The 21,515-nt window shown below is 40.2% G+C and carries 22 protein-coding genes, 1 pseudogene and 1 other annotated feature; of the genes and pseudogenes, 3 read left to right on the top strand and 20 right to left on the bottom strand.

The window, feature by feature from the left end; all coding sequences use genetic code 11:
• Nucleotides 1-29: 29 nt before the first annotated feature.
• The 5 genes from F601_RS0104215 to F601_RS0104195 all read right to left on the bottom strand — a co-directional run bounded on the left by F601_RS0104215 (nt 30) and on the right by F601_RS0104195 (nt 4,739).
• A complete protein-coding gene (locus tag F601_RS0104215; RefSeq protein WP_018164425.1) occupies nt 30-1,160 on the bottom strand; it encodes a glycerate kinase family protein in 1,131 nt (376 codons plus the stop codon).
• 154 nt (nt 1,161-1,314) lie between these two features.
• A complete protein-coding gene (locus tag F601_RS0104210; RefSeq protein ID WP_018164424.1) occupies nt 1,315-2,424 on the bottom strand; it encodes an NAD(P)/FAD-dependent oxidoreductase in 1,110 nt (369 codons plus the stop codon).
• A gap of 10 nt (nt 2,425-2,434) precedes the next feature.
• A complete protein-coding gene (locus F601_RS0104205) occupies nt 2,435-3,262 on the bottom strand; it encodes a ZIP family metal transporter (protein ID WP_018164423.1) in 828 nt (275 codons plus the stop codon).
• A 15-nt stretch (nt 3,263-3,277) separates the two neighbouring features.
• Nucleotides 3,278-4,066, bottom strand: coding sequence for a Nif3-like dinuclear metal center hexameric protein (locus F601_RS0104200; RefSeq protein WP_018164422.1), 789 nt, complete (start codon nt 4,064-4,066; stop codon nt 3,278-3,280).
• The gene (locus tag F601_RS0104195; RefSeq protein ID WP_026183103.1) at nt 4,056-4,739 is read right to left on the bottom strand and encodes a tRNA (adenine(22)-N(1))-methyltransferase; all 684 of its coding nucleotides are present in this window, start codon (nt 4,737-4,739) and stop codon (nt 4,056-4,058) included. Before F601_RS0104195 ends, F601_RS0104200 begins: the two co-directional genes overlap by 11 nt.
• A 141-nt stretch (nt 4,740-4,880) precedes the next feature.
• On the opposite strand from F601_RS0104195, the gene F601_RS0104190 reads away from it, so the two are divergent.
• Nucleotides 4,881-5,468: a DUF6287 domain-containing protein gene (locus tag F601_RS0104190; protein ID WP_018164420.1), complete on the top strand. Its 588-nt coding sequence runs from the start codon at nt 4,881-4,883 to the stop codon at nt 5,466-5,468.
• Nucleotides 5,469-5,571: 103 nt separating this feature from the next.
• Here F601_RS0104190 and rpmA read toward each other — a convergent pair whose 3' ends face one another.
• The 9 genes from rpmA to F601_RS0104145 form a co-directional block, all read right to left on the bottom strand.
• Nucleotides 5,572-5,865, bottom strand: a complete 294-nt coding sequence (gene rpmA / locus F601_RS0104185; RefSeq protein ID WP_018164419.1) for a 50S ribosomal protein L27 — start codon at nt 5,863-5,865, stop codon at nt 5,572-5,574.
• A 21-nt stretch (nt 5,866-5,886) separates the two neighbouring features.
• Nucleotides 5,887-6,219, bottom strand: a complete 333-nt coding sequence (locus F601_RS0104180) for a ribosomal-processing cysteine protease Prp (RefSeq protein WP_018164418.1) — start codon at nt 6,217-6,219, stop codon at nt 5,887-5,889.
• A 12-nt stretch (nt 6,220-6,231) separates the two neighbouring features.
• Nucleotides 6,232-6,546, bottom strand: coding sequence for a 50S ribosomal protein L21 (rplU, locus tag F601_RS0104175; RefSeq protein WP_018164417.1), 315 nt, complete (start codon nt 6,544-6,546; stop codon nt 6,232-6,234).
• Between the two features lie 35 nt (nt 6,547-6,581).
• Nucleotides 6,582-6,656: a sequence feature (ribosomal protein L21 leader region), on the bottom strand.
• A 412-nt stretch (nt 6,657-7,068) separates the two neighbouring features.
• On the bottom strand, nt 7,069-7,233 hold the full coding sequence (locus tag F601_RS0104170) for a hypothetical protein (protein WP_018164416.1): 165 nt from the start codon (nt 7,231-7,233) through the stop codon (nt 7,069-7,071).
• Between the two features lie 340 nt (nt 7,234-7,573).
• Entirely contained in the window at nt 7,574-8,080 is a 507-nt protein-coding gene (locus tag F601_RS0104165; protein WP_018164415.1) for a GNAT family N-acetyltransferase, read from the bottom strand.
• On the bottom strand, nt 8,071-9,273 hold the full coding sequence (locus tag F601_RS0104160) for a CapA family protein (RefSeq protein ID WP_018164414.1): 1,203 nt from the start codon (nt 9,271-9,273) through the stop codon (nt 8,071-8,073). The genes F601_RS0104165 and F601_RS0104160 overlap by 10 nt, the downstream gene beginning before the upstream one ends.
• 122 nt (nt 9,274-9,395) lie before the next feature.
• On the bottom strand, nt 9,396-9,776 hold the full coding sequence (locus tag F601_RS0104155) for a RidA family protein (RefSeq protein ID WP_018164413.1): 381 nt from the start codon (nt 9,774-9,776) through the stop codon (nt 9,396-9,398).
• A gap of 339 nt (nt 9,777-10,115) precedes the next feature.
• Nucleotides 10,116-11,333 carry a tRNA uracil 4-sulfurtransferase ThiI gene (gene thiI, locus F601_RS0104150; RefSeq protein ID WP_018164412.1) on the bottom strand — a complete coding sequence of 406 codons (1,218 nt, stop codon included), beginning with the start codon at nt 11,331-11,333 and terminating at the stop codon, nt 10,116-10,118.
• A gap of 110 nt (nt 11,334-11,443) precedes the next feature.
• Nucleotides 11,444-12,589 carry a cysteine desulfurase family protein gene (locus tag F601_RS0104145; RefSeq protein ID WP_018164411.1) on the bottom strand — a complete coding sequence of 382 codons (1,146 nt, stop codon included), beginning with the start codon at nt 12,587-12,589 and terminating at the stop codon, nt 11,444-11,446.
• A 331-nt stretch (nt 12,590-12,920) separates the two neighbouring features.
• Between F601_RS0104145 and F601_RS0104140 the strand changes: the two genes are divergently transcribed.
• Both F601_RS0104140 and F601_RS0104135 read left to right on the top strand, forming a co-directional pair.
• Nucleotides 12,921-13,334: a DUF6556 family protein gene (locus F601_RS0104140; protein ID WP_018164410.1), complete on the top strand. Its 414-nt coding sequence runs from the start codon at nt 12,921-12,923 to the stop codon at nt 13,332-13,334.
• Between the two features lie 12 nt (nt 13,335-13,346).
• A complete protein-coding gene (locus tag F601_RS0104135; protein WP_018164409.1) occupies nt 13,347-14,594 on the top strand; it encodes a bifunctional folylpolyglutamate synthase/dihydrofolate synthase in 1,248 nt (415 codons plus the stop codon).
• Nucleotides 14,595-14,970: 376 nt separating this feature from the next.
• Here F601_RS0104135 and gorA read toward each other — a convergent pair whose 3' ends face one another.
• From gorA to aroB, 6 genes and pseudogenes are all read right to left on the bottom strand, one after another.
• A complete protein-coding gene (gene gorA, locus F601_RS0104130; RefSeq protein WP_018164408.1) occupies nt 14,971-16,323 on the bottom strand; it encodes a glutathione-disulfide reductase in 1,353 nt (450 codons plus the stop codon).
• A gap of 113 nt (nt 16,324-16,436) precedes the next feature.
• Nucleotides 16,437-17,350: pseudogene (locus F601_RS12295) on the bottom strand (L-lactate dehydrogenase).
• A gap of 226 nt (nt 17,351-17,576) precedes the next feature.
• Nucleotides 17,577-17,915, bottom strand: coding sequence for a YlbF/YmcA family competence regulator (locus tag F601_RS0104120; protein WP_026183102.1), 339 nt, complete (start codon nt 17,913-17,915; stop codon nt 17,577-17,579).
• A gap of 9 nt (nt 17,916-17,924) precedes the next feature.
• Entirely contained in the window at nt 17,925-19,031 is a 1,107-nt protein-coding gene (locus F601_RS0104115) for a prephenate dehydrogenase (protein WP_018164406.1), read from the bottom strand.
• A 97-nt stretch (nt 19,032-19,128) separates the two neighbouring features.
• Nucleotides 19,129-20,295 carry a chorismate synthase gene (aroC, locus tag F601_RS0104110; RefSeq protein WP_018164405.1) on the bottom strand — a complete coding sequence of 389 codons (1,167 nt, stop codon included), beginning with the start codon at nt 20,293-20,295 and terminating at the stop codon, nt 19,129-19,131.
• Entirely contained in the window at nt 20,296-21,363 is a 1,068-nt protein-coding gene (gene aroB, locus F601_RS0104105) for a 3-dehydroquinate synthase (RefSeq protein ID WP_018164404.1), read from the bottom strand.
• Between the last annotated feature and the right edge of the window lie 152 nt (nt 21,364-21,515).

The following is a 21,515-nucleotide window of genomic DNA, read 5'->3' as shown; positions in this document are numbered from 1 at the left end:
GGTATAGATTGAGTTTTTGCCCAGCCTCTTTATCTTTCATTTATAAAGTTATTTGTTGTAATTAATACTAAATTTCCAATATTTAGTGCTGTTCGTCTCAAGTTTTCTTGAGCTTGAGCCAGTGTATTCTCTAGACTATCAACTGAAGCTATGATGGGGAAGGCTGCCTGAATCTTATGGCTTGGAAAATCTGGCAAATCATCCTTTAAAGAGCCACAAATAGCAATAACTGGAATGTCATCTGGTGTTCTCAGAGCCACTCCTACTGGAGCTTTTCCTGATAGACTTTGTTTATCCATACGTCCCTCGCCAACAACAACTAGGTCTGCCTTCTTCACACGCTGGTCAAAATTTAGAATATCAAGAACAGCATCAATTCCTGAGAGAAGTTTCCCTCCTGCAAAGGTTACCAACCCTGCTGCCATTCCTCCTCCCGCTCCCGCACCAGCCATATTAAATATATCTGGATTAGCCTGCTGGTAGAACTTTCTCATCCTCTGGTCTACACTTTCAAAGTCTTGGCTGTGAAGACCTTTCTGACTTCCAAAAACATAGCTAGCTCCTTCTTTTCCACATAAAGGGTTTGTAACATCTGTAATAATGGTAACTGAAACTCTTTGAAGGGTATTTTCTTTGGGAGGCAGAATAGAAGAAATTTTCCCTAGATTTGCTCCCACTGCTTCTAGTTCCTTTCCTTGCTTGTCCAAAAAGCGGTAGCCTAAGCCTGCTGCCATACCAATGCCACCATCATTGCTGGAACTTCCTCCAACTCCGACCATAATTTGAGTAAAACCTTTTTGAGTAAGGTAAGCTAGCATTTCCCCAACGCCTTTAGTGGTGACTCTTAAAGGATTTCTTGCATTCTTTGGGACCATTTCAAGTCCACAGATATCAGCCATCTCAAAAACCGCAAGGTTTTCTTTGCTAGCATAGTGTGCGTTAACTAGTTTCCCAAGAGCACCAGTTACCTGATGCGTCTTTATTTCCAAAGAGAGACCGTCAATGAGGGCTACCATAGTACCTTCGCCACCGTCTCCAACTGGCATTAGGTCAAAGCTTGCATGGGGCAGAGATTGAGAAAATCCTTGACGCAGTGCTTCAGCAACTTGACGAGCTGAGAGACTTTCTTTAAATGAATCTGGCGCTATAAGAATGTGCATGTGCTACCTCCTGGACTTTATTATACTTGTATTATACCGAAAATGGAGAAATTTGGCATGTAATGGTCAGTGCAACTGCAGAGCTAGGTCATCTCTCTTCAAAAACCTATATAAATGGTTATTGCCATATAGTAAAAAATAACTGAAATGAAACTCAGTTACTTTTCTTTATATATTTATTTGTTGGGTAATCAGCTGGGGCTATTTGTGTTGGCTGTCCAAGTACCATCTTTGCCAACTGATTTCCTATAAATGGTCCAATTGTTAATCCTGTTGATCCTAAACCACTAGCTACATAAAGGCCTGGCAGCTCTGCTATTTGTCCAAAGAAAGGCGAAAAATCACTGGTATAGGCACGAATACCTACTCGAGCGCTTTTTTGCTCAGCGGCCTCAAAATGTGGAAAATAAGTCTGAGCTTGATTTTGAAAAGAATCAAGAATACCTTGATTTAGAGTCAAATCGAAGCTCTTATCATTTTCATGGCTGGCACCAAGACTGATTTTGCCATTGTCAAAAGGAATGATATCAATTTCTCCCTCAGGCATGACAACCGGATAGGCGTCTGTATTCAGGTTTTCAAAGTAATAATCGCGGAGCTGACCCTTTTGGGGACGGACATCCACTTTAAAACCAAGCGGAGTTAAAATTTGTCCCAGCCAAGCACCCGTTGCTAAGATTACCTTATCAAAAATCTGACCATCAATCCTGTATCCCTCCTCAAGAGGTTGGATTTGAACTTCTTTATTGATGTAAGTAAGCTGACTGGCTGACAAGAGAGTTTGGGTCAATTTAGCTCCCTCAACTCTGGCACCACCTGAGGCATAAAGCAATTTTTCAAATCCTTGTAAACCGGGGAATTTTTCCTGAGCTTCACTTGCTTTCAAAAGTTTAATCTGTCCAATTATGGGTGATTCTTCCAAACGACTGAGAGCCAAATCAAGAAGTTCTTGTAGCTTATCTTCATTTTTCCTGAGTAGATAGACACCTGTTTGCTGGTAGAATGAAGTGTCAGCACCAGTTTTTTCTAAGTCAGCAACTAGGTCAGGGTAAAAATCAGCACCCAAGCGGGCTAATTTATACCAAGCCTTGTTACGTCTCTTAGAAAACCAGGGGCTGATAATCCCTGCTGCAGCCTTGGTAGCTTGCCCATGTCCGTAATCAAAAACAGTGATTTCAAGATTGGAGTCTTGTGAAAGATAGTAGGCTGCAGTGCTTCCCACTGCTCCCGCTCCCACAATGGCAATTTTTTCTTTTTTTGACATAACTAGACTCCTAACCTAAGGCAACATCCATGACCATCATAATTACAAAGCCCAGCATGAGACCAAGTGTTGCAACGTCTGTATTACCATTGGTTTGAGATTCTGGAATGAGCTCTTCAACTACAACGAAAATCATAGCTCCTGCAGCAAATGAAAGGGCAAAGGGTATGATTTGAAGCATTAACATGACCAAGGCTGCTCCTAAAACGGCTCCAATTGGTTCAACGATGGCCGACATAGAACCGAGATAGAAAGCACGCGCACGCGATTTCCCGTCCGCACGTAAGGGCACCGAGAGGGCAGCGCCCTCTGGAATATTTTGTAAACCAATCCCCACTGCCAAACCGATAGCTCCCATAACAGCTGCCGCAGATGGCTGACCAGTCGCAAGGGCACCGAAGCTAACCCCAACCGCTAATCCTTCAGGGAAATTATGGATGGTTATAGCCAAAAATAGCAGAGCTGTTTTTGACAGTTTTTTCTGAGGCTGAATTCCTTCTACTTGAGAAATTTCATCACCAATATGCAGATGGGGAACCAAAGCATCGATAATACGAAGGCTAAAACCACCTAGCAAGAACCCTGCTGCAGCCGGAAACCATGACCAGCCACCATAACCATTATCTTGAGCATAGGCAATTGAAGGTTGCAAGAGAGACCAGAAAGAGGCCGCAATCATAACACCAGCAGCGAATCCCATCATAACATCTAAGAGCTTACGACTGATATTTTTAAAGAAGAAAACAATTGCTGCACCTAAAATGGTACATCCCCATGTAAACAATCCTGCTAGAAAAGCCAGCAAAACCACATTTTGCGAACTTATCCATTCAAACATAAGACTACCTTCTTCCTAAAGATGACTAAATGGATTGGTCTGTGCTTGACTAGCAATGAAAGTCACATTCCACTGGTTTTCATATTTCCATTTTTCCATTTTTTCAATCAATTTTTCAATAAATAGGACTTCAATATGATGCCCAGGATCAATCCCTAACAAACCATTTGTAATCATTTCTTGAGCAGTATGATAGTAAATATCACCCGTCACGTAAACGTCAGCTCCTTTAGCCAAAGCTTCCTTGTAAAAACTTTGACCACTTCCGCCACAGATAGCGACACGGCGAATTACCTTTGTTTCTTGACCATAACTAACGAGCCTTACACTGTCAAGATTAAAAGTATCTTTAACTTTTAGCGCAAACTCAGAGAAAGTCTGTCTTGGAATATCGCCAATACGGCCAATCCCATAGCTATCATGTGTTAAAGAGAGTGGTTTAGTAAACTTAATCCCTAGTCGATCACAGAACCAGTCATTGAGACCATCCGGAACAATATCAATATTAGTGTGACTGACATAAACAGCAATGTCATGCTTAATCAAATACAAGTAAATTTTGTTTTGCGGTGTAGCAACAAGATCACTCAATGGACGAAAAATCGGGGCATGCTTGGTGATAATCAAATCAACACCTTTTTCAATAGCCTCAGCAACCGTTGTCTCACGGACATCCAAAGTTACCATAACACGATCCACTAATTTATCTAAGGTTCCAATCTGCAAACCTGAGATATCCCCTTCCATAGAAAGTTCCTGTGGACAGTAGGCCTCATAACGTTCAATTAACTCTCTAGCTTTCATTGATAGCCTCCTTGATAGCTTGGATTTTTTGGGAAATAGCAGAGCGGTCATCCTCATGACTCTCAGGAACATGACTTAGAGCAATTTCTAGCTTCCCTAGTTCCCGTTGCCACTTAGCCTTAAATACCTGAGACTTTTCTTGCAAGAGGTGAGGACCAAAGCGAAGCTCACGAGCATCTAAGTCCATTTGACCAGGTTCAACAACCATGATTTCATAGAATTTATCATTCTCAGTCATGATTTTTTCGGCAATAATCTTGAAACCATTTCGTCCTAGCCAATCGCGTAGTTCATCTTCACGGTTATTAGGTTGTAAGATGAGTCGGTCAACATTGGTTAACTTAGCTCTGCCATTTTCCAAAATATCAGAAATTAAATAGCCACCCATACCACAAATTGTGATGACTGAAATATCGTCTGCTTCTTCGAAAGCTGCAAGGCCATTGGCTAACCGTACTTGAATCTTATCAGAAAGGCCTGAGCTAGCAACATTTGTCACGGCAGAATCGTAAGGCCCCTTAACAACTTCTCCAGCAATAGCAAAGTCGATCAACCCTTTTTCCATAAGGTAAATCGGTAAATATGCGTGGTCACTGCCCACATCTAAGAGGCGAGCCCCTGTCGGTATATAGTTTGCAACGTCTTGGAGACGTTGAGATAATATCGTTTGCATAATGTGTCCTTTTGTCATTTTATCTTCTTATATTATAGCAGAAATTGAGAGAGTGGTAACTCTTTTCAATGTTCAAAGCCATTTTTTATAACAGATAAAAATTGACTCGTAGTATAATAGTAGGTGAAAGGAAGTGATACTATGAAACAACCTAAATTGGGAGCTTTAACTACTCTACTATTACTTACTTTAAGCCTGAGTGCCTGTCAACCAGATATACAAAATTCTACGAGCATTAGTACCACAGAAACCAATACAAAAGAAAGCACCTCCTCTACCAGTCCAGAGGCTGACAAATCAAATGAATCCTCAAAAATAAATACAAAAACAGGTTCGTCTAATAATCAGGATGAACCTAGTATTACAGATACAAGTGATCAAAACTTCTTATATGATTCGATTTTAACTGGCGACTTTAGCCTTATTGCAGGTACTTGGGAAAATCAACAAACCTATCTAATGATTGCAAGTGACGGTAGTGTTCAAGGTGACCTTTTTCTTACTGATGCTCGACTTGATGGTGAAGTTGTCATAATGACTGTCATCACAGGTAGTGGTATTCCTCAAACACTATACTATGTCCCTGCCAATATCAAACTACCTTCATACTACTTCAATAAAGATGGTGAGGTAGATGACTCTGACACAAGTCGTGAACGACTCTTCCTAACTAAAGACCTCATTCATGGAGATGATAACTACAAAGACAAGGTCTTTTATAGTCAGTAATTATCAAACATCATAATTCATCAGACATTATTAAATTTTTCACTAAAACAAAAAAAGGCACTCTGATTTCTCAGAAAGCCTTTTTCTTATACTGTTTCCAGTCTTATTTTGCGATTGGGTAAACAGAAACTTGTTTTTTATCGCGACCTTTACGTTCGAAACGAACAACACCTTCAACTTTAGCGAAAAGTGTGTCATCTCCACCACGACCAACGTTAGCTCCTGGGTAGATGTGTGTTCCGCGTTGACGGTAAAGGATTGATCCACCTGTTACAGTTTGTCCATCAGCTGCTTTAGCTCCAAGACGTTTAGCTTGTGAATCGCGTCCGTTAGAAGTTGAACCTCCACCTTTTTTGTGGGCGAAGTATTGCAAGTTAGAAAGATTAAGTTTAATCATTTTAATTTCCTCTCGTTGAATTTAATAAATCACAGGTTGACGGACATATTCTGGAGAATTTTCCGCTAAATTCTCAAATCCAATCACAATAGACTGAAAGAGAGTTTGCCAGACCTGCTCTTGTTGTTCTGTGAATCCTGATGGTTTCGAAACCTTCAGATATCCACCATCATCGACTAATTCAAGCGCTGGTTCATGCCCAGTCATTTCTTCAATTGAGTTAACAAAATTGAATGCTAACATCGAAACTGAGGCACAAATCACATCAAAGCCGTATTCACCGCTTCCAGCATGTCCTGTGATAAGCATCTCAGACCAACCAGACGCATCTTTTGTAAATCGTGCTTCAATCATGCGACTAAAAAATTAAGCGTTGATAGCGTTGATAACAACTTTAGTGTAAGGTTGACGGTGACCTTGTTTACGGTGTGAACCTTTTTTAGGTTTGTATTTGTAAGTAACAACTTTCTTTTGTTTTCCTTGTTTTTCAACAGTTCCAACAACAGTAGCTCCTTCAACAACTGGAGTACCAACTACAGTTTTGTCACCACCGACAAGAACAACTTCGTTAAATGTAACTTCTGCTCCTGCTTCAACGTCAAGTTTTTCAACGTAGATAGCTTGACCTACTTCAACTTTAACTTGTTTTCCACCAGTTTTGATGATTGCGTATGTGCTCATTATGCACCTCCTATAAAATTTTGTCTGAGGATATCCCTCTTGTGAAGACTCGCCTAAATCGTGAACCATAGAGATTACTTGATACGATTTTCGTGCGGTTGCACAGGATGTGCATTTAGTCAACATTGCTATTTTATCACGTCAGAAATTCTTTTTCAAGGATTTAGCGTCATTTTTCAAAAAATATTTCAGTAGGTAAAAGTGACCAAAATTTAAAATATTTACACTGTTCATTCTATGAATTAATATCGGTATCCTATTTGTATGAATACTTTTTTCCTTTTCATTGATTTCAGTAGCACAACTTCCAAGTACTATGTTATAATACTAAGCTTTTCTGATAATTCATTCGATTACGCTTTAACATTTTTGAAAAACTTGAAAAGTCTGGGCAAAGATTCCAGAATACAGTAAAAGGCATAGAATTTCATTATCACAAACGTTAATTCTATGCCTTTTTAAAGTATCTATTTTTCAAAAGAAGAACTCAGATTTGAGTTTTTACACGACTATTTTTTATGTCTAAAAAGTTCCAAAATCCTCTACTGATTGATTAGTCTCATATATTTCAGTACTCACAGCCTGTTTTTCTCTAAATTTCTGTGCCTCTTCATAGGTCTCAAAACTCTTTTGTGCTTGAACATATTGATTACCATTGCGCCAATTGGTATTTCTTACAACCCACATCTTGTTCACTCCTTACAATGCTAACAACTAATTATTAGATGTTAACTAGATTCCTTTAAAAAAGAGGGGAAACTTCATTAAGTTCTGTCTAAATCATTATATCGTAATAAGGAATTAAATCATTAATTCAGGATTATACGATCAAGAATAAATGTCTTATGAATACAGTGATAAGGAATCTTCCATAAATATTAATGATGTCAGTTTAACAATAATAGTCTTGAATGTCAAATCTTCACCACTTGAAAACATAAAGAAAAGAACACTACATGTTAAGTTATCAGAGGGCGGAAACTACTTTGAAAAGCTCTTGTTTTTTAAACTCATTAGCAGAGCTTGGCTAGTCTACCTTAATTTTTAAGCTTCTTCCAAAAAATCTTTGCATGATTTTTTCGAATTTTTCAAGCTCTGTTTGAGAATTCTTTGTGATAATCTGATAGGTTTCTTCTCCCTCATGATAGTAGTGATTAGTGAGCTCGAAACCGTTCTTTTCATAAAAGGCAAGTCGTTTAAGGCGTTGGCTATAGTTTTCGCTCTGCTGATCCATAGGTTCTATAGTGATAAGGACTGGTTTCAGTCCTGCTGTCTGAATCAATTCTTGCAGAATAAGACTGCCATACCCTTGGGACTGATGTTCTGGAGCGACAGCCAGCAAGAGAATAAAATAGAGCTCTGCTGTCTCGACTGTATAGGCAAAGGCTATTAAGTTACCTTTTTCTTGGTAGAGATGCCATCTCCCAAGTCTGCGCCAGCTATTGACCATTAAAAGCCACAAGGAAATCCTTTCCTGGGGCGGAAAGGATTTGTAATAGAGTTTCTTTAAGTTGCTAAATGTTTTCAATCCCATTGTAGGTTCACCAAGTCAGTCATTTCTTGATAGGCTGTATCCACCTTAGCTCGAGTTGTTTGGTCAATCTCATCACGGTATTTCCCGCCTTCAATAAAATCTTCAAGGATTAGGGTTCTGTAGTCGTAGAGTTCAAATCCTTCTTTACCAATAATACCTCTAGCAGTAGCCTGAACCATGGTTGGATGAGCTTTGACGGTTTTCACAATAGTCTTTTTGTCTTTCTTCTCAAAGGTAACATCCATGAGGAGGCCGCGCTCTGTCCATATGTCATCTACTGTTTCCAAACGCTGATTTGAGATGAAGTTTCCCATGGAGTAGATGATAAACTTCTTCTCGCCATCTTTTTCAAGGGTTTCTGAGGGTTCCGCAACGTGTGGGTGACCTCCAAAAATAACATCGGCACCCCAATCAACCATTTTATGATAAAGGTCAACCTGATCCTGAGTAGGTTCTAATTGGTATTCAACTCCCATTTGAGGCATAACAATGGTAACATCTGCTTTCTTTTCAGCTTCTTGAATTTCTGCTTTGATTTGCTTCTCATCAAGGTCTGACATATGAGCATTATACTCTTCCGTTGTCAAATTAGCTTCCATGCCATTGTAACCATAAGAATAGCCTAAAATTGCTATCTTAATACCATTAACTTCTTTAATCAAAAAATCTTCACTACTTCTATCCTCTTTATAGATACCAATTGTTGAGAGACCTAGCTTTTCAAACGTATCAAGAGTATTGAGAGCACCTGATAACCCTGAGTCAAGAATATGGTTGTGGGCTAAATCAATAACATCATAGCCAATTTCAGCTAAATCTGTTGCAATCTCACTTGGCGCATTAAAAAGAGGGTAGCCTGCTAATGGATAATCTGGGCTGATTGTACCTTCATAATCACCAATAGCAAGATCTGCCTTTGAAATCCAATCTTTCACATAGGTAAAATATGGTTTAAAGTCATAACTGCCATCGTCTTGTGCAGCACTGCTGTACAGACCGTCGTGAATGAGAATATCTCCATTGGCTACTACACGCGCGGTTCTGACTTGCTTATTAGACTCTACTTCAGACACAGTCTTTTCCTGACCTGGTCTTTCAAAAATCAAACTGTAAAGGCTGGAACCTAATAAAATCACCAATATAAGAGATAGACAGGCTAAAATCGTACGCTTGTACTCCATTTTTGAAAACATTTTCTTTACCTCCATTCTTACATTATAGCACTTTTGATCTATTCCTTCTCGCATTAACAGAGAGAGTCTACAAAAAAAGGGCTGGAAATCCAGTCCTTGATAAACTTTGCGATGAGACCTCACTAATCAATGTAGGCGATGACTTCTACTTCTACCTTAACATCTCTTGGCAAGCGAGCCACTTCAACTGCTGAGCGAGCAGGGAAATCTGACTTAAAGGCTGTAGCATAAACATTATTAAATGGAACAAAATCGTTCATGTCAGACAAGAAGCATGTCGTTTTAACAACATGGTCAAAATCTGTTCCAGCCTCTGCCAAAATCGCAGAAATGTTTTTTAAGACTTGCTCAGTTTGTTCTTCAATGGTCTGACCTACAATTTCACCAGTTTCAGGCGATAAGGGAACTTGACCAGATGCAAACAGAAAGTTTCCAACGATTTTACCTTGAACATAAGGTCCGATAGCAGCAGGCGCTTTATCTGTATGAATAGTTTTTACCATGTAATTTCTCCAATTCTCTTTAATTGTGTCCATTATAGCATAAATTTTCAGAAAATTAAAATCATTCTTTCCTGAGATTGATGACTAACCTCTTGCGCTAAACTGAGAAGCAGAACTGTTTTTCCACTTACTTAATTCCGAATTTGCGTCTCTGTTCCTTATCTGAAAGCTCTTCATTCGACATATATGACCCAAGACAGAGTTTTTCCAAGAAAAATTGTAGCAAAAAAGACTTAAAACATTTCTGACGCTCACTTCATTTCTTCTGAATTGGAGGCATGCGAAAGAGTTTTTCAAGTCTTTTTATTCTATTTTTAATTGTGCTTTTTTAAGAGAAGATTACAGTAGGTCTTCAATCAAATCTTCTACTTCGTCTTGTTCTGCCTGTGGTGTGATTTCCGTAATCATGATTCCAGCTACAGCACGTTCAACCAAACCTTCGACATCAAGTCGTTTTTCATACTGTTCAACATTCTTGATTTTTGGATTTGTTTTGGGACGGTCTGGGGCAAAGATCGTACAGCAATCTTCAAATGGTTGGATTGAAATGTTAAAGGTATCAATCTTTTCAGCAATTTCAATGATTTCAAGTTTATCCATGGTTACAACTGGACGGATAACCGGAGTTGAAGTCACTGCATTGATAGCCTGCATGGATTCAAGTGTTTGGCTTGCAACTTGACCAAGACTCTCGCCGTTAATGATGACAAGTCCATCACGTACTTCTCGAATGCGGTCAGTTATACGCATCATAAAGCGACGTGTCAGCGTCATCAAGTAAGCTTCTGGTGCTTTTGCTTTGATTTCTTCTTGAATTTCCGTAAATGGGACTTCGATAAACTGGATATTACCACCAAATTTTGTCAATTTGCGAGTCAAGTCTTGAGCCTTTTTAAGGGCACCTGGACTAGTGTAAGGTGGGCTGGCAAAGTGAACAGCTTCAATATCAACCCCACGTTTAAGAGCGAGATAACCTGCAACTGGTGAATCAATACCACCAGACAACATCAGCATCCCTTTACCTGAAGTCCCGACTGGAAGACCACCAGCCCCTCTGATTTCTTCATGAGAGATATAGGCTGCTTCTTCACGGATTTCAACCTTCAAAGTCACATCAGGTTTTTTCATTTGTGCCTGAATATTTGGCAGCACATCAAATACAGCATCACCCAAGGTATGGTTCAAGTCACGGCTGTCTAGTTCAAAGTTGTGGTCACTTCGCTTGCTGGCAATCTTGAAAGTCAATCCTTCGTGGTAAAGGTCTGTCATAATTTCCTGCACTGCTTTTTTCAAAACCTCAACATCTTTTTCCAATTTATAAACTGGTGAGAAGGCTTGGATACCAAAAATTTGTTTGAGTGATTCCGCAACTGGCTGGTAATCTGTCCCGTGCAAGTATACATGACAGCGATCACGATCAGCTGTAACATGAACGTCTGGGTAGATTGAGAGAACGTGTTGAATATTGCGTTTCAATTTATTGATGAAACGCATGCGGTTTTTACCTTTTGTCGAAAGTTCGCCATAGCGAACCATAATTTCTGAATAAGTTAGCATGATTATATCTTTCGTTTTTTTTGATTAATGAGCCTGCAAATCTATGCTAGGCTTTATTGTAACTGAGGAATTTCAAAAATTCGCTCTTTAGATTCAATTTGAGTCCAGGTCTATCTCACTTTTTGCGTTTTGTTATAAACTTGCTTAAAGATAGTCAAGAATTGCTCTACCTGACTCATGTCATTGTCGTCATCTAGGCTGATTCGGACAGCCGTTTGGGCTTGCTTAGTTGGAACACCCATGGCAATCAAGGTTCCTGCTGGCTTACCTGCTTTAGAGGAACAGGCTGAAGTAGTCGAAATATAAATCTCATGCTCCTCAAAAGCATGAACCACAACTTCCCCTCGAACTCCCTTAATGCCAAAAGTAAGGATATTAGGCGCAAAGTCGTCACTCTTACCAGAAAAAATACTGATATCCTCATATTTATCCAACTCGTCATGAATGAGGTTACGCATAAGAGCAATCTTAGGAAGGGCTGTTTCTTCCTTATCCATGACTAATCGCAGAGCTTTTGCAGTGGCAGCGATGCCAGCCACATTCTCAGTCGTTGAACGCATATCTCCTTCTTGCCCCCCACCAGTTAGCAAGGGCTGTAGCTTCTTACCTTCCTTACGGTAAATAAATCCAACACCTCGAACACCGTGGAACTTATGACCTGAAAAGCTGGCAAAGTCAACGCGGTCAGTTAAATAGGTATCAGTCGGAATCTTACCAATAGCCTGCACCGCATCAACATGGAAAGCAATGGTCGGTTTATCAGCTAAAAGCTCAGAAATTGCTTGGATTGGCTGAATAGCGCCAATTTCATTATTGACAGCCATGACTGATACCAGAATAGTATCTGGGCGTAAAAGCGCAGCCAACTGATCCACATCCACAAAACCTTGAGAGGTTACTGGTGCGTAAGAAATCTCAAAACCATGTTGGCTCAGCCATTTTGCCGACTCCTTAACCGCTGGATGCTCAATGTCAGAGACAATGATGTGCTTGCCATAACGTTCTTTTTCAAAGGCCACCCCTTTAATGACCCAGTTGTCACTTTCGGTACCGCCTGAAGTGAATAGAATTTCATTAGATTTGACCCCAAGGAGATCAGCAATCTGCTTGCGACTAGCCTCCAAAATACGGCTGGCCTTGGTCCCAAGATTGTGCAAACTTGAGGGATTTCCAAAAATCTTGCTAGCGACTTCCTGATAGGTCCTTAAAGCCTCAGCATAAGGAATGGTCGTCGCAGAATTATCAAAGTATATCATATTATATCCTTCTAAAAAATCAATCGTTCTTATTATAACACATAATGGTTCAAAATCTTCATCTTTGAAATCTAGTTTTGAGTCGCATTTCTTAAGAGAAAGTTCTATAATAGAAAAACGAGTGGAGTAATCAATTTTTTAAGTAGAAACATACTAAAATCATTAAAAGGTAGTATACTTCACATAGTAACAATAACATATGTTAAACTGAAAACTGCTTAGGTCTGGGATGAAAAAAAATAGACGTTATAACTTGGAAACACAGTAAGTCTATTATCTTTTTTCTGCTTCTTCTAGGCTTTGCTATTTAATTTAGTAAAAGGAAGTTATTATGTCTCAAAATTATTCACGCCAAAACAAGAAAAAAACAAGCAAATCCAACACACACATTAAAACTGGTTTCACGGCCTTTCAAAAAACATTAGCATTTATTGGGTCTATCCTAAGTATTATCGTAGCTACTTTGACTATACGTAATGCTATCACAGGGGCAAATCAGAATAAAACTAACGACTCATCTTCAACAGGTTCTACCACCATTATTATCAAAGAAAAAGATAGCAACACAGAAGCTTCAGATTCTAATTCTGGATATGTTCAGGACAGCTCAATTCAAGAGAGTTCAGCAGATGCCAGCACAGATTCTTCAACTGAAAGCAGTCAAGCTCTTGAAAACCAAGACACAACTCCAGCAAGCACTGAACAAACATCAACTGAAGCCAGTTCATCTGAATCAACTCAATAGAATTATACTGAAATGACAATAGATACTGACACTATTTCTTGGATTCATTCATTTAAGGCCAACGGACGTCGTCCCGATCTGAAACGAATGAAAGTTTTGCTGGAAAAACTAGGTAATCCTCAAAAGACCTTTCCTGCCATTCACATTGTTGGCACCAATGGCAAGGGTTCTACAAGTAGCTATCTCCAACACATACTGACCAGCTCAGGTTACAAGACAGGGACCTTCACTTCACCTTATATTCATCATTTTAATGAGCGAATTTCTATAGACGGAAAAGACATTTCTGACCATGACTTGGACCAGACAGTCCAGCAGATTAAGCCTATTATTGAAAATCAAGATATTATTGCCAAATTTGGTAAAGTTACCGAATTTGAACTGGTAACCTTGATTATGTTTCACTATTTTGCCACAATTAATCCCGTTGACATTGCCATTATTGAAGCTGGGATTGGCGGCAGTTACGACTCAACCAATGTCTTTAGACCGCTGGCTCTCGTCTGCCCCTCTATCAGTTTTGATCACCAGGACACGCTTGGTGACACACTGACAAAAATCGCTGAGCACAAGGTGGGTGCACTGAAAAAGCAAGTCCCCTTCATTTTCGGTCCAGTGACAGAGGAAGTCCGCCAAGTCTTCTATCAAAAAGCCAGAGAACTAGCTAGTCCAACCTATGAACTTGGACAGGATTTTCATCTTTTGGAAAATGGCAGAGCTTTTGATTTTGTTTACCAAGACCAGACTATTTCTCAAATCGAGCTAGCCATGTTAGGACAACATCAGAAAGCTAACGCATCTTTGGCAGCCATGACAAGCCTTATCCTAGCTCCGCTATTTCCCAAAATATCAACCGAACATGTCAAAAAGGGTCTGGAAAATACACACTGGCCGGGCAGAACGGAGCTGATAAGGGACAATCTCATGCTGGATGGCGCCCACAACGAAGACTCCATCGCCAAGCTGGTCCAAGTCCTAAAATCTCAGTTTAGTGACCGCACCATTCATGTGCTCTTTGCCGGAATCGGTCGAAAACCACTGGATAAAATGCTAGAGCAACTTGCTGATTTTAATCTAGCTATAACTAGCTTTGATTTTTACGAAGCAAGACCGCTGGAGCTATATCCAGATAAGTATGCCAAGGTAGAAGATTTCAGAGACTGGCTGAACCAAGCAGAATCTTCTGAAGACTTTTTTGTCCTAACAGGATCACTATACTTTATCTCACAAGTTCGCAATTATCTCTTATCAGAAAAATAGAACCAGCTCAAATCCAAAATGATTTGAGCTGATTTTGTGTTTTAAACTTTTGAGGCGATGACTTTATACTCAATGAAAATCAAAATTAAAGGGAGCATGCCGATGCAAACTAGCCTGATGATAGGTAAGAAGGCTTAATAATCTATCATTTTGATTTTCGAAGAGTATTATTCAAATTATTTGAGTAAAGCCCCTGTACAAATATTGAGATTAACGCATGGTTACAAACTCTTCAGCTCCCGTCGGATGAATAGCTCAAAAGATTTGGGGAACCTTTTGAGGAGGAAGGGATTGACCTTCCTTTTTTTCAATAGAGGCTATTCAGACAAGGAAAAAGGAAGGTTTGAAATATATTACTGACCTGTAGCTACTTTTCTTAACGCATGGTTACAAACTCTTCGGCTCCCGTTGGATGAATAGCTACCGTATTATCAAAATCTTCCTTGGTTGCTCCCATTTTGATTGCAACTGCGAAGCCTTGAATCATTTCGTCAACGCCGTAGCCTATACCGTGGAGACCAACGATTTTTTCGTCTGGTCCTTGTGTGACTAATTTCATCTTGCAGGCTTGGCGATGGCTAGTTACGGCTGTATACATAGACGTAAAAGTTGAGCGATAAACCTTGATATCATCTTGACCATATGTTTCAATAGCAGCTTCTTCGGATAACCCAACCGAGCCAATGGCTGGATGGCTAAAGATAACGGTTGCCACATCCTTGTAGTCCATTTTTGCATTTGGTTTGTTGTTAAAGAGGCGCTCTGACAATTGGCGGCCTGCCTTAACAGCAACTGGCGTCAACTCGAGCTTCCCGTTCACATCGCCAAGGGCATAAATGCCTTCAACATTGGTATTTTCAAATTCATCGGTTGCAATAAAACCTTTTTGATTTAGAGCAACGCCAGTTTTTTCCAAACCATAACCTGTCACATTTGGACCACGCCCAATGGCCCAGATAAGTGTATCAACTGTGTAGCTCTGGCCATTTTCCAAAACTAAAGTCAAACTGTCATCATCATTTTTGATGACTTCTTTGGGAATAGCAAAGCTGTGTAGGTTTGGACCATCTTCTTTCATGCCATCAACTAGGGTTTCAACGATTTCCTTATCAAAGGTTCTTAGCGGGCGCTCTTTTCTGACAAAGAGATGCGTCTCACTTCCAAGTGAATGAAGCACACCTGCAAGTTCAACAGCGATATAACCAGCACCTACAACTGCTGTACGTTTAGGTACAGCATCCAGTTCAAAGAAACCATCAGAAGTGATACCATACTCAGCACCAGGAATGTCAGGATAGAGTGCATGTCCACCTGTTGCAATGAGAATATGGGGAGCTGTGTAAAGTTGCCCAGCCACTTCTACCGTGTGAGCATCTACAAAAGTAGCATAATCATAGATACGTTCGACGCCATTACCATCAAAGCCACGTTCATAAGAGGCATGAATGCGATCAATGTAGGCTTGACGATTTGCTTTTAACGTTTCAAAGTTAAAGGCTTCAGTCTTGACATCAAAACCATAGTCTTTAGCATATGTATTGATGGTTTCAGCAACCTGAGCTCCGTACCACATGACTTTTTTAGGAACACAACCTAGATTGACGCAAGTACCCCCAACCTCTTTGCCTTCAAATAAAATAACTTTTGCACCATGCATTGCTGCACGATTTGCACTAGCAATTCCACCAGAACCGCCACCGATTACAATATAATCATATTCTTTTACCATTGAATTAACTCCTGAATTTATGATAAAACGACTCTACCACAAAACAATGCGATAGACAAGAAATGTGTACCAATCGGCACACAATTTAAAGAGATAATGATTTAGCTCTCCCTTTATAAACTTTCAGCAAATTTTCGTTTGATAAAGTCTGCTGAGTTAGCTAACTTTTCTTCCTCTTCCTTTGGAAGACTCAATATAACCTGCTCAACGATACCATGACGACCAACAATGGCAGGATAGCTCAGGTAAGTATCCAGTGGTTCATAGTAATTGGACACCGGTAATTCTTCATGACTATCAGACACAACTGCTAAGGCCAGACGAATGGCTGCGCTGGCAATACCATAGCTGGTGTATTTTTTACCATAAAATACAGTATGCCCGCCAATTATGACTTCATGGGCAATGACTTCAAGTTCTTCTGAACTGGCAAATTTTGAAATAGGCTGGCCCTTGATACGAACTTGGCTCCAAGCCGTAAACTGGGAATTCCCATGTTCACCCAATTATAGCCGTAAACACTACGAGCATCAATGCCAAATCGTTCCGAGACAGCACGTTTCATGCGAGCCGTATCAAGCAATGTTCCTGTTCCAATCACACGCTCTTTGGGTAGACCAGAATAGTGCTGATAGAGGCTAGTCACGACATCTACAGGATTGGAAATAGCAATGATAATTCCTTTAAAACCAACGGACTTCAATTTCTCAGCGACAACTGGAACTTCCTTAGCTGTAAAAGGGAGTTCAGCAAAGCGATCCGCATTTGGATTATCTTGCAGAGTGATATTGCCCAAGGCAGAAATAACAATATCCGCATCAGCCAATGCCTCGTAATCATTAACAATAATATTAGCATGCTGGTTGAGGTTGGCTGCAGCATCAGTGAAATCTACCGCATCGGCTGTCACTTTCTTTTCATCAATATCAATCAAAACGTAATCGTCAAAAGCACCCTGTACTATCAAACCATGTGCAACTGTTGAACCAACATGTCCCATTCCAATAATTCCGACTTTGCGTGACATATGTTTACCTCCGACTTATCCAATGTTTTACTCTTTGAAAATCATAATGATACATCGTTAAGCTTCCTCGCCTAACTCCAGGTATGTCTTTGTAAGCTTGCCTTGTCTAATTTTGATTTTCTTTAAGTATTAGTCTTATTATACTCTTTCTTCTTTAAATTACTAGACAGAAAAAAGCTGGAAAAAACCAGCTTCTTTAACAGATTAACTGACAAGACAGAAAACATTAATTTAAATCTTGTAGAGGTCCAAAAACGATTTTTTCGATGTCTGCCAAATAAACTGACAAAGCCTGTTGAGCTTCAACGTAGGATTTCAATACTGGATTAGCTTCAATCTTAGCTCCCATCCCTTGAATAGCAACTTGGTCTTCGTCACTTGGCATTTGACCCGCCTGCATTTTCATATAGAGTCCTTGTTGAAATGACATGAATTCATCCAAAAGGGCTTTTGCCTCAGCATCAGCATCAATTTTAGCCTTCTGTTCAACAACTGTTTGGTATTCAGGAAGGGCGCGGATGCCACGTTCCAATTCATTTGCTAAATCATAAATATTTGACATAATAACTCCCTTTTAATTAATAGTAACTTTATAGTTTGTATTTTCTGCGATAACCTTTTGCGCATGCTCCAGGTCTTTGGCATTTTTAAAAGAAATCTGAAGGATACCGAAGCTATCTTCACGATTTTCTTCATTGATATGAATATTGACCAAGGATGTTCCGCGAAGCAATTCCAAGATTTGCAAAATAACATCTTCTTCATCGGGAACATCTACAAAAAGATCAAAGCTGCTCTCGACACCACCACGCTTGTGAATTTCCATTTCTTTCCGAGTCAGCCGGGCATTATTGAAATAGTTCCAAATCCCGTCTTCATCCTCCTGGGAAATAAGCTCCGCTATGCTGTCTAATCGGTCTTTAAAGTCAGCAATTCGTTCCAAAACAGCTTCCTTGTTGGTCACCAGAATACTGGTCCACATACCAGGCTCACTCTCAGCAATACGGGTCATGTCACGAAAACCACCAGCAGCGAAACGATTGGTCATTTCATGGGTATTTGCATAATCCCCGGCCTGCTCCATAAGACTGGCTGACAGGATATGAGGAAAATGGGAAATCTGACTGGTCACACGGTCATGCTCTGCTGCATCAATCTGGATGAAACGGGCGTGCAAACCTGACAAGACATCTTCCAACTCCGAAATCGTTTCCGTTTTCGTTAAAGTACTTGGTGTGAAGATGTAATAGGCATTTTCAAAGAGGTTAACATCTGCTGCAATTGCTCCTGATTTGTGAGAACCTGCCATGGGATGGGAACCTACAAACTGGACAGGACGACCTGTTAGGTACTTTTCTGCAGCATCTACAATTTCTCCCTTGGTTGAGCCAGCATCTGTAATGATGACATTGGTCTTGAGCTCCATTGTTGCCAAATCTTTTAAGAAATTAACGGTCTGCTTAATGGGAACAGTCAATATAATGACATCCGCTAGACCAGCAAATTCCTTGAAATCATTTGTAGCCTCATCAACAATTCCCCGCTCCAAGGCGATTTCACGCGATTTGTCGGAGCGATTATAGCCTAGAACCTTATAATTTGGGTGATTACGCTTGATACCAAGCGCAATGGACCCACCGATAAGTCCCAGTCCAGCTATATAAATAACTTTTTCTTCCATGCATACTCCAATCTATCGCTGACTAAAGGGCTCTGCTATTTCCCAAAAAATCAAAATCTTGGAAAAGAAAATAAAGCTTTCCAAGGCTGATTTTGTCTTAAAAATTCTTAACATAGTCACGGTGCTTGGCAACCGCTTCTTTAAGCTCTTCCATATTATCTGAAGAGAATTTTTCAAGGATTTCAGTGGCAACCACTGTAGCCACAACCGATTCCATGACAACACCTGCTGCAGGCAAGGCCGTAGGATCTGAACGCTCCACTGTTGCCTTGTAAGGTTCATGTGTTTCAATATCAACCGACATGAGTGGTTTGTAGAGGGTTGGGATAGGCTTCATAACCCCACGAATAACTAAAGGCTGACCGTTAGTCATACCACCTTCAAAACCACCAAGATTGTTGGTACGGCGAGTGTAACCTTCTTCTGGAGACCAAAGGATTTCATCCATAACCTCAGAGCCACGAAGGTAGCCATCTTTAAAGCCAAGACCAAATTCAACACCCTTAAAGGCATTGATAGAAACGACTGCTTGAGCTAGCTTGGCATCCAATTTCTTATCCCATTGAACATAGGAACCAAGACCTACTGGTACACCGCCAACAACGGTTTCAACGACACCACCGATAGTGTCACCTTCTTTTTTAATCTGGTCAATATAGTCCTTGATTTCTTGTTCACGTTCTTGATTAACAACAGAAATTTCAGACTTGCTGGCTAATTCCTTGATTTGAGATACCGTCAAACCATCTGCGACATCCACTTCTTTACCACCAAAGACAACCACATGATTGGCAATCTCAATATCAAGCTCTGCCAAAATGCGTTTGGCTACCGCCCCAACTGCCACGCGCATGGTTGTTTCACGGGCAGATGAACGCTCAAGAGAATTACGCAAATCATCAAAGCGATACTTCATGCCACCAACAAGATCAGCGTGTCCTGGACGCGGATGGGTAATCTTACGCTTGGTTTTCAAACGGTCTTCGATATCCTCTGCTGACATAATGTCCAACCATTTTTGATGGTCCTTATTGATAACATCCATAGTAATTGGAGCACCTGTCGTCTTACCGTGGCGGACACCAGATGTAAAGACTACTTGGTCAGTTTCAATCTTCATACGGCCACCACGACCATAGCCACCCTGACGACGCTTCAAATCAATATTTATGTCCTCAGCAGTCAAAGGAAGACCTGCTGGAACACCTTCAATAATGGCCGTCAAACGCGGCCCGTGCGATTCACCTGCTGTCAAATATCTCATTTATTTCTCCAAGTATTCTTTCATTTCTTCAAGTGGTATTTGGTTAATAGCTGCGCTTCCTAATTCAGGAACGATGACAGTCTTAATAGAGTTTCCTCTAGCCTTTTTATCGTGTGTTAGCGCTGCATATAAATCATCAACGTGCCATGGCTCATGAGCAGTTGGCAGACCATATTTAGCACACATGGCCTCAATTTGATCAGTGATGCCAGCCGGCATAAGACCTTTTTTCTCAGCAACACGAGAAATCTGTACCATACCAATAGCGACAGCTTCGCCATGCATGACTTTACCATACCCAGCTGTCTGCTCAATTGCATGTCCAATTGTGTGTCCAAAATTCAAATACATGCGAAAACCGCCTTCGAATTCGTCTTCGACAACAATTTTTCTTTTAACATTGCAAGAATGATAAATAATCTGCTCTGCATTTTCCAGAATAGATTGAGGTTTGCCATCCAGTTTTTCAAGTAGATCCCAAAGTTCTACATCGTCTATAAGGCCATATTTGACAACTTCTCCCATGCCCTCAATCAGCTCGCGTTCACCTAAAGTTACAAGGACATCTGGGTCAATTAAGACACCTTTTGGTTGAGTAAATGTTCCAACAATATTCTTTGCTTTTGGCGTATTGACACCTGTTTTACCGCCAATAGAAGAGTCTACCTGTGCCGTTAGGCTTGTTGGAATTTGAAGGAAAGGAATTCCCCTCATATAGGTTGAAGCCACAAATCCAGCCAAATCTCCAACGACACCGCCACCGAGTGCAACTATGCCATCGCTACGGGTCATATTATTCTCAATCAAGAAATCATAGGCTTTATTTACTGTCGTTAAATTCTTAGAAGCTTCGCCTTCTAAAAATTCAAACAAAATCACTTCAAATCCAGCTTCTTCCAAGCTTGATTTCACTTGATTAGCATAAAGATCTCCAACATGATTGTCTGTTATGATCGCAATCTTCTGACAATTCCAAATAGAACGAGCCCACTCACCTACTTTTGTAAGGGAACCTCGTTCAATAAGGATGTCGTAAGGATTTGTACTTAAATCAACATGTAATTTCATATTCGATACAAAGGGTATTGAAACTAAGATTACTAAGTTTTCTCATAATCTGTCGTATTTTCTGGACAGAAAGTGTCAGAGCGACTTTAAGTTAATATCGTTGCTCCTACCTTAGTTTATTACCCGTGTTCAACTAGTTTGCTAGCTAAACG

It is taken from the genome of Streptococcus henryi DSM 19005 (assembly GCF_000376985.1).
GTDB lineage: Bacteria > Bacillota > Bacilli > Lactobacillales > Streptococcaceae > Streptococcus > Streptococcus henryi.
This window is presented reverse-complemented; position numbering and strand designations above follow the sequence as displayed.

Bases quoted from the DNA above. Each gene is read 5' to 3' on its own strand.
- rplU (WP_018164417.1), bottom strand. From the start codon at position 6,546: ATGAGCACATACGCAATCATCAAAACTGGTGGAAAACAAGTTAAAGTT.
- F601_RS0104160 (WP_018164414.1), bottom strand. From the start codon at position 9,273: ATGTTTTCAAAAATGGAGTACAAGCGTACGATTTTAGCCTGTCTATCT.
- F601_RS0104210 (WP_018164424.1), bottom strand. From the start codon at position 2,424: ATGTCAAAAAAAGAAAAAATTGCCATTGTGGGAGCGGGAGCAGTGGGA.
- F601_RS0104195 (WP_026183103.1), bottom strand. From the start codon at position 4,739: ATGCAAACGATATTATCTCAACGTCTCCAAGACGTTGCAAACTATATA.
- F601_RS0104170 (WP_018164416.1), bottom strand. From the start codon at position 7,233: ATGTGGGTTGTAAGAAATACCAATTGGCGCAATGGTAATCAATATGTT.
- F601_RS0104115 (WP_018164406.1), bottom strand. From the start codon at position 19,031: ATGGAAGAAAAAGTTATTTATATAGCTGGACTGGGACTTATCGGTGGG.
- aroB (WP_018164404.1), bottom strand. From the start codon at position 21,363: ATGAAATTACATGTTGATTTAAGTACAAATCCTTACGACATCCTTATT.
- F601_RS0104145 (WP_018164411.1), bottom strand. From the start codon at position 12,589: ATGATATACTTTGATAATTCTGCGACGACCATTCCTTATGCTGAGGCT.
- F601_RS0104135 (WP_018164409.1), top strand. From the start codon at position 13,347: ATGACAATAGATACTGACACTATTTCTTGGATTCATTCATTTAAGGCC.
- F601_RS0104155 (WP_018164413.1), bottom strand. From the start codon at position 9,776: ATGGTAAAAACTATTCATACAGATAAAGCGCCTGCTGCTATCGGACCT.
- aroC (WP_018164405.1), bottom strand. From the start codon at position 20,295: ATGAGATATTTGACAGCAGGTGAATCGCACGGGCCGCGTTTGACGGCC.
- gorA (WP_018164408.1), bottom strand. From the start codon at position 16,323: ATGGTAAAAGAATATGATTATATTGTAATCGGTGGCGGTTCTGGTGGA.
- rpmA (WP_018164419.1), bottom strand. From the start codon at position 5,865: ATGATTAAACTTAATCTTTCTAACTTGCAATACTTCGCCCACAAAAAA.
- thiI (WP_018164412.1), bottom strand. From the start codon at position 11,333: ATGCTAACTTATTCAGAAATTATGGTTCGCTATGGCGAACTTTCGACA.
- F601_RS0104200 (WP_018164422.1), bottom strand. From the start codon at position 4,066: ATGAAAGCTAGAGAGTTAATTGAACGTTATGAGGCCTACTGTCCACAG.
- F601_RS0104205 (WP_018164423.1), bottom strand. From the start codon at position 3,262: ATGTTTGAATGGATAAGTTCGCAAAATGTGGTTTTGCTGGCTTTTCTA.
- F601_RS0104215 (WP_018164425.1), bottom strand. From the start codon at position 1,160: ATGCACATTCTTATAGCGCCAGATTCATTTAAAGAAAGTCTCTCAGCT.
- F601_RS0104180 (WP_018164418.1), bottom strand. From the start codon at position 6,219: ATGATTGAAGCACGATTTACAAAAGATGCGTCTGGTTGGTCTGAGATG.
- F601_RS0104140 (WP_018164410.1), top strand. From the start codon at position 12,921: ATGTCTCAAAATTATTCACGCCAAAACAAGAAAAAAACAAGCAAATCC.
- F601_RS0104165 (WP_018164415.1), bottom strand. From the start codon at position 8,080: ATGGGATTGAAAACATTTAGCAACTTAAAGAAACTCTATTACAAATCC.
- F601_RS0104190 (WP_018164420.1), top strand. From the start codon at position 4,881: ATGAAACAACCTAAATTGGGAGCTTTAACTACTCTACTATTACTTACT.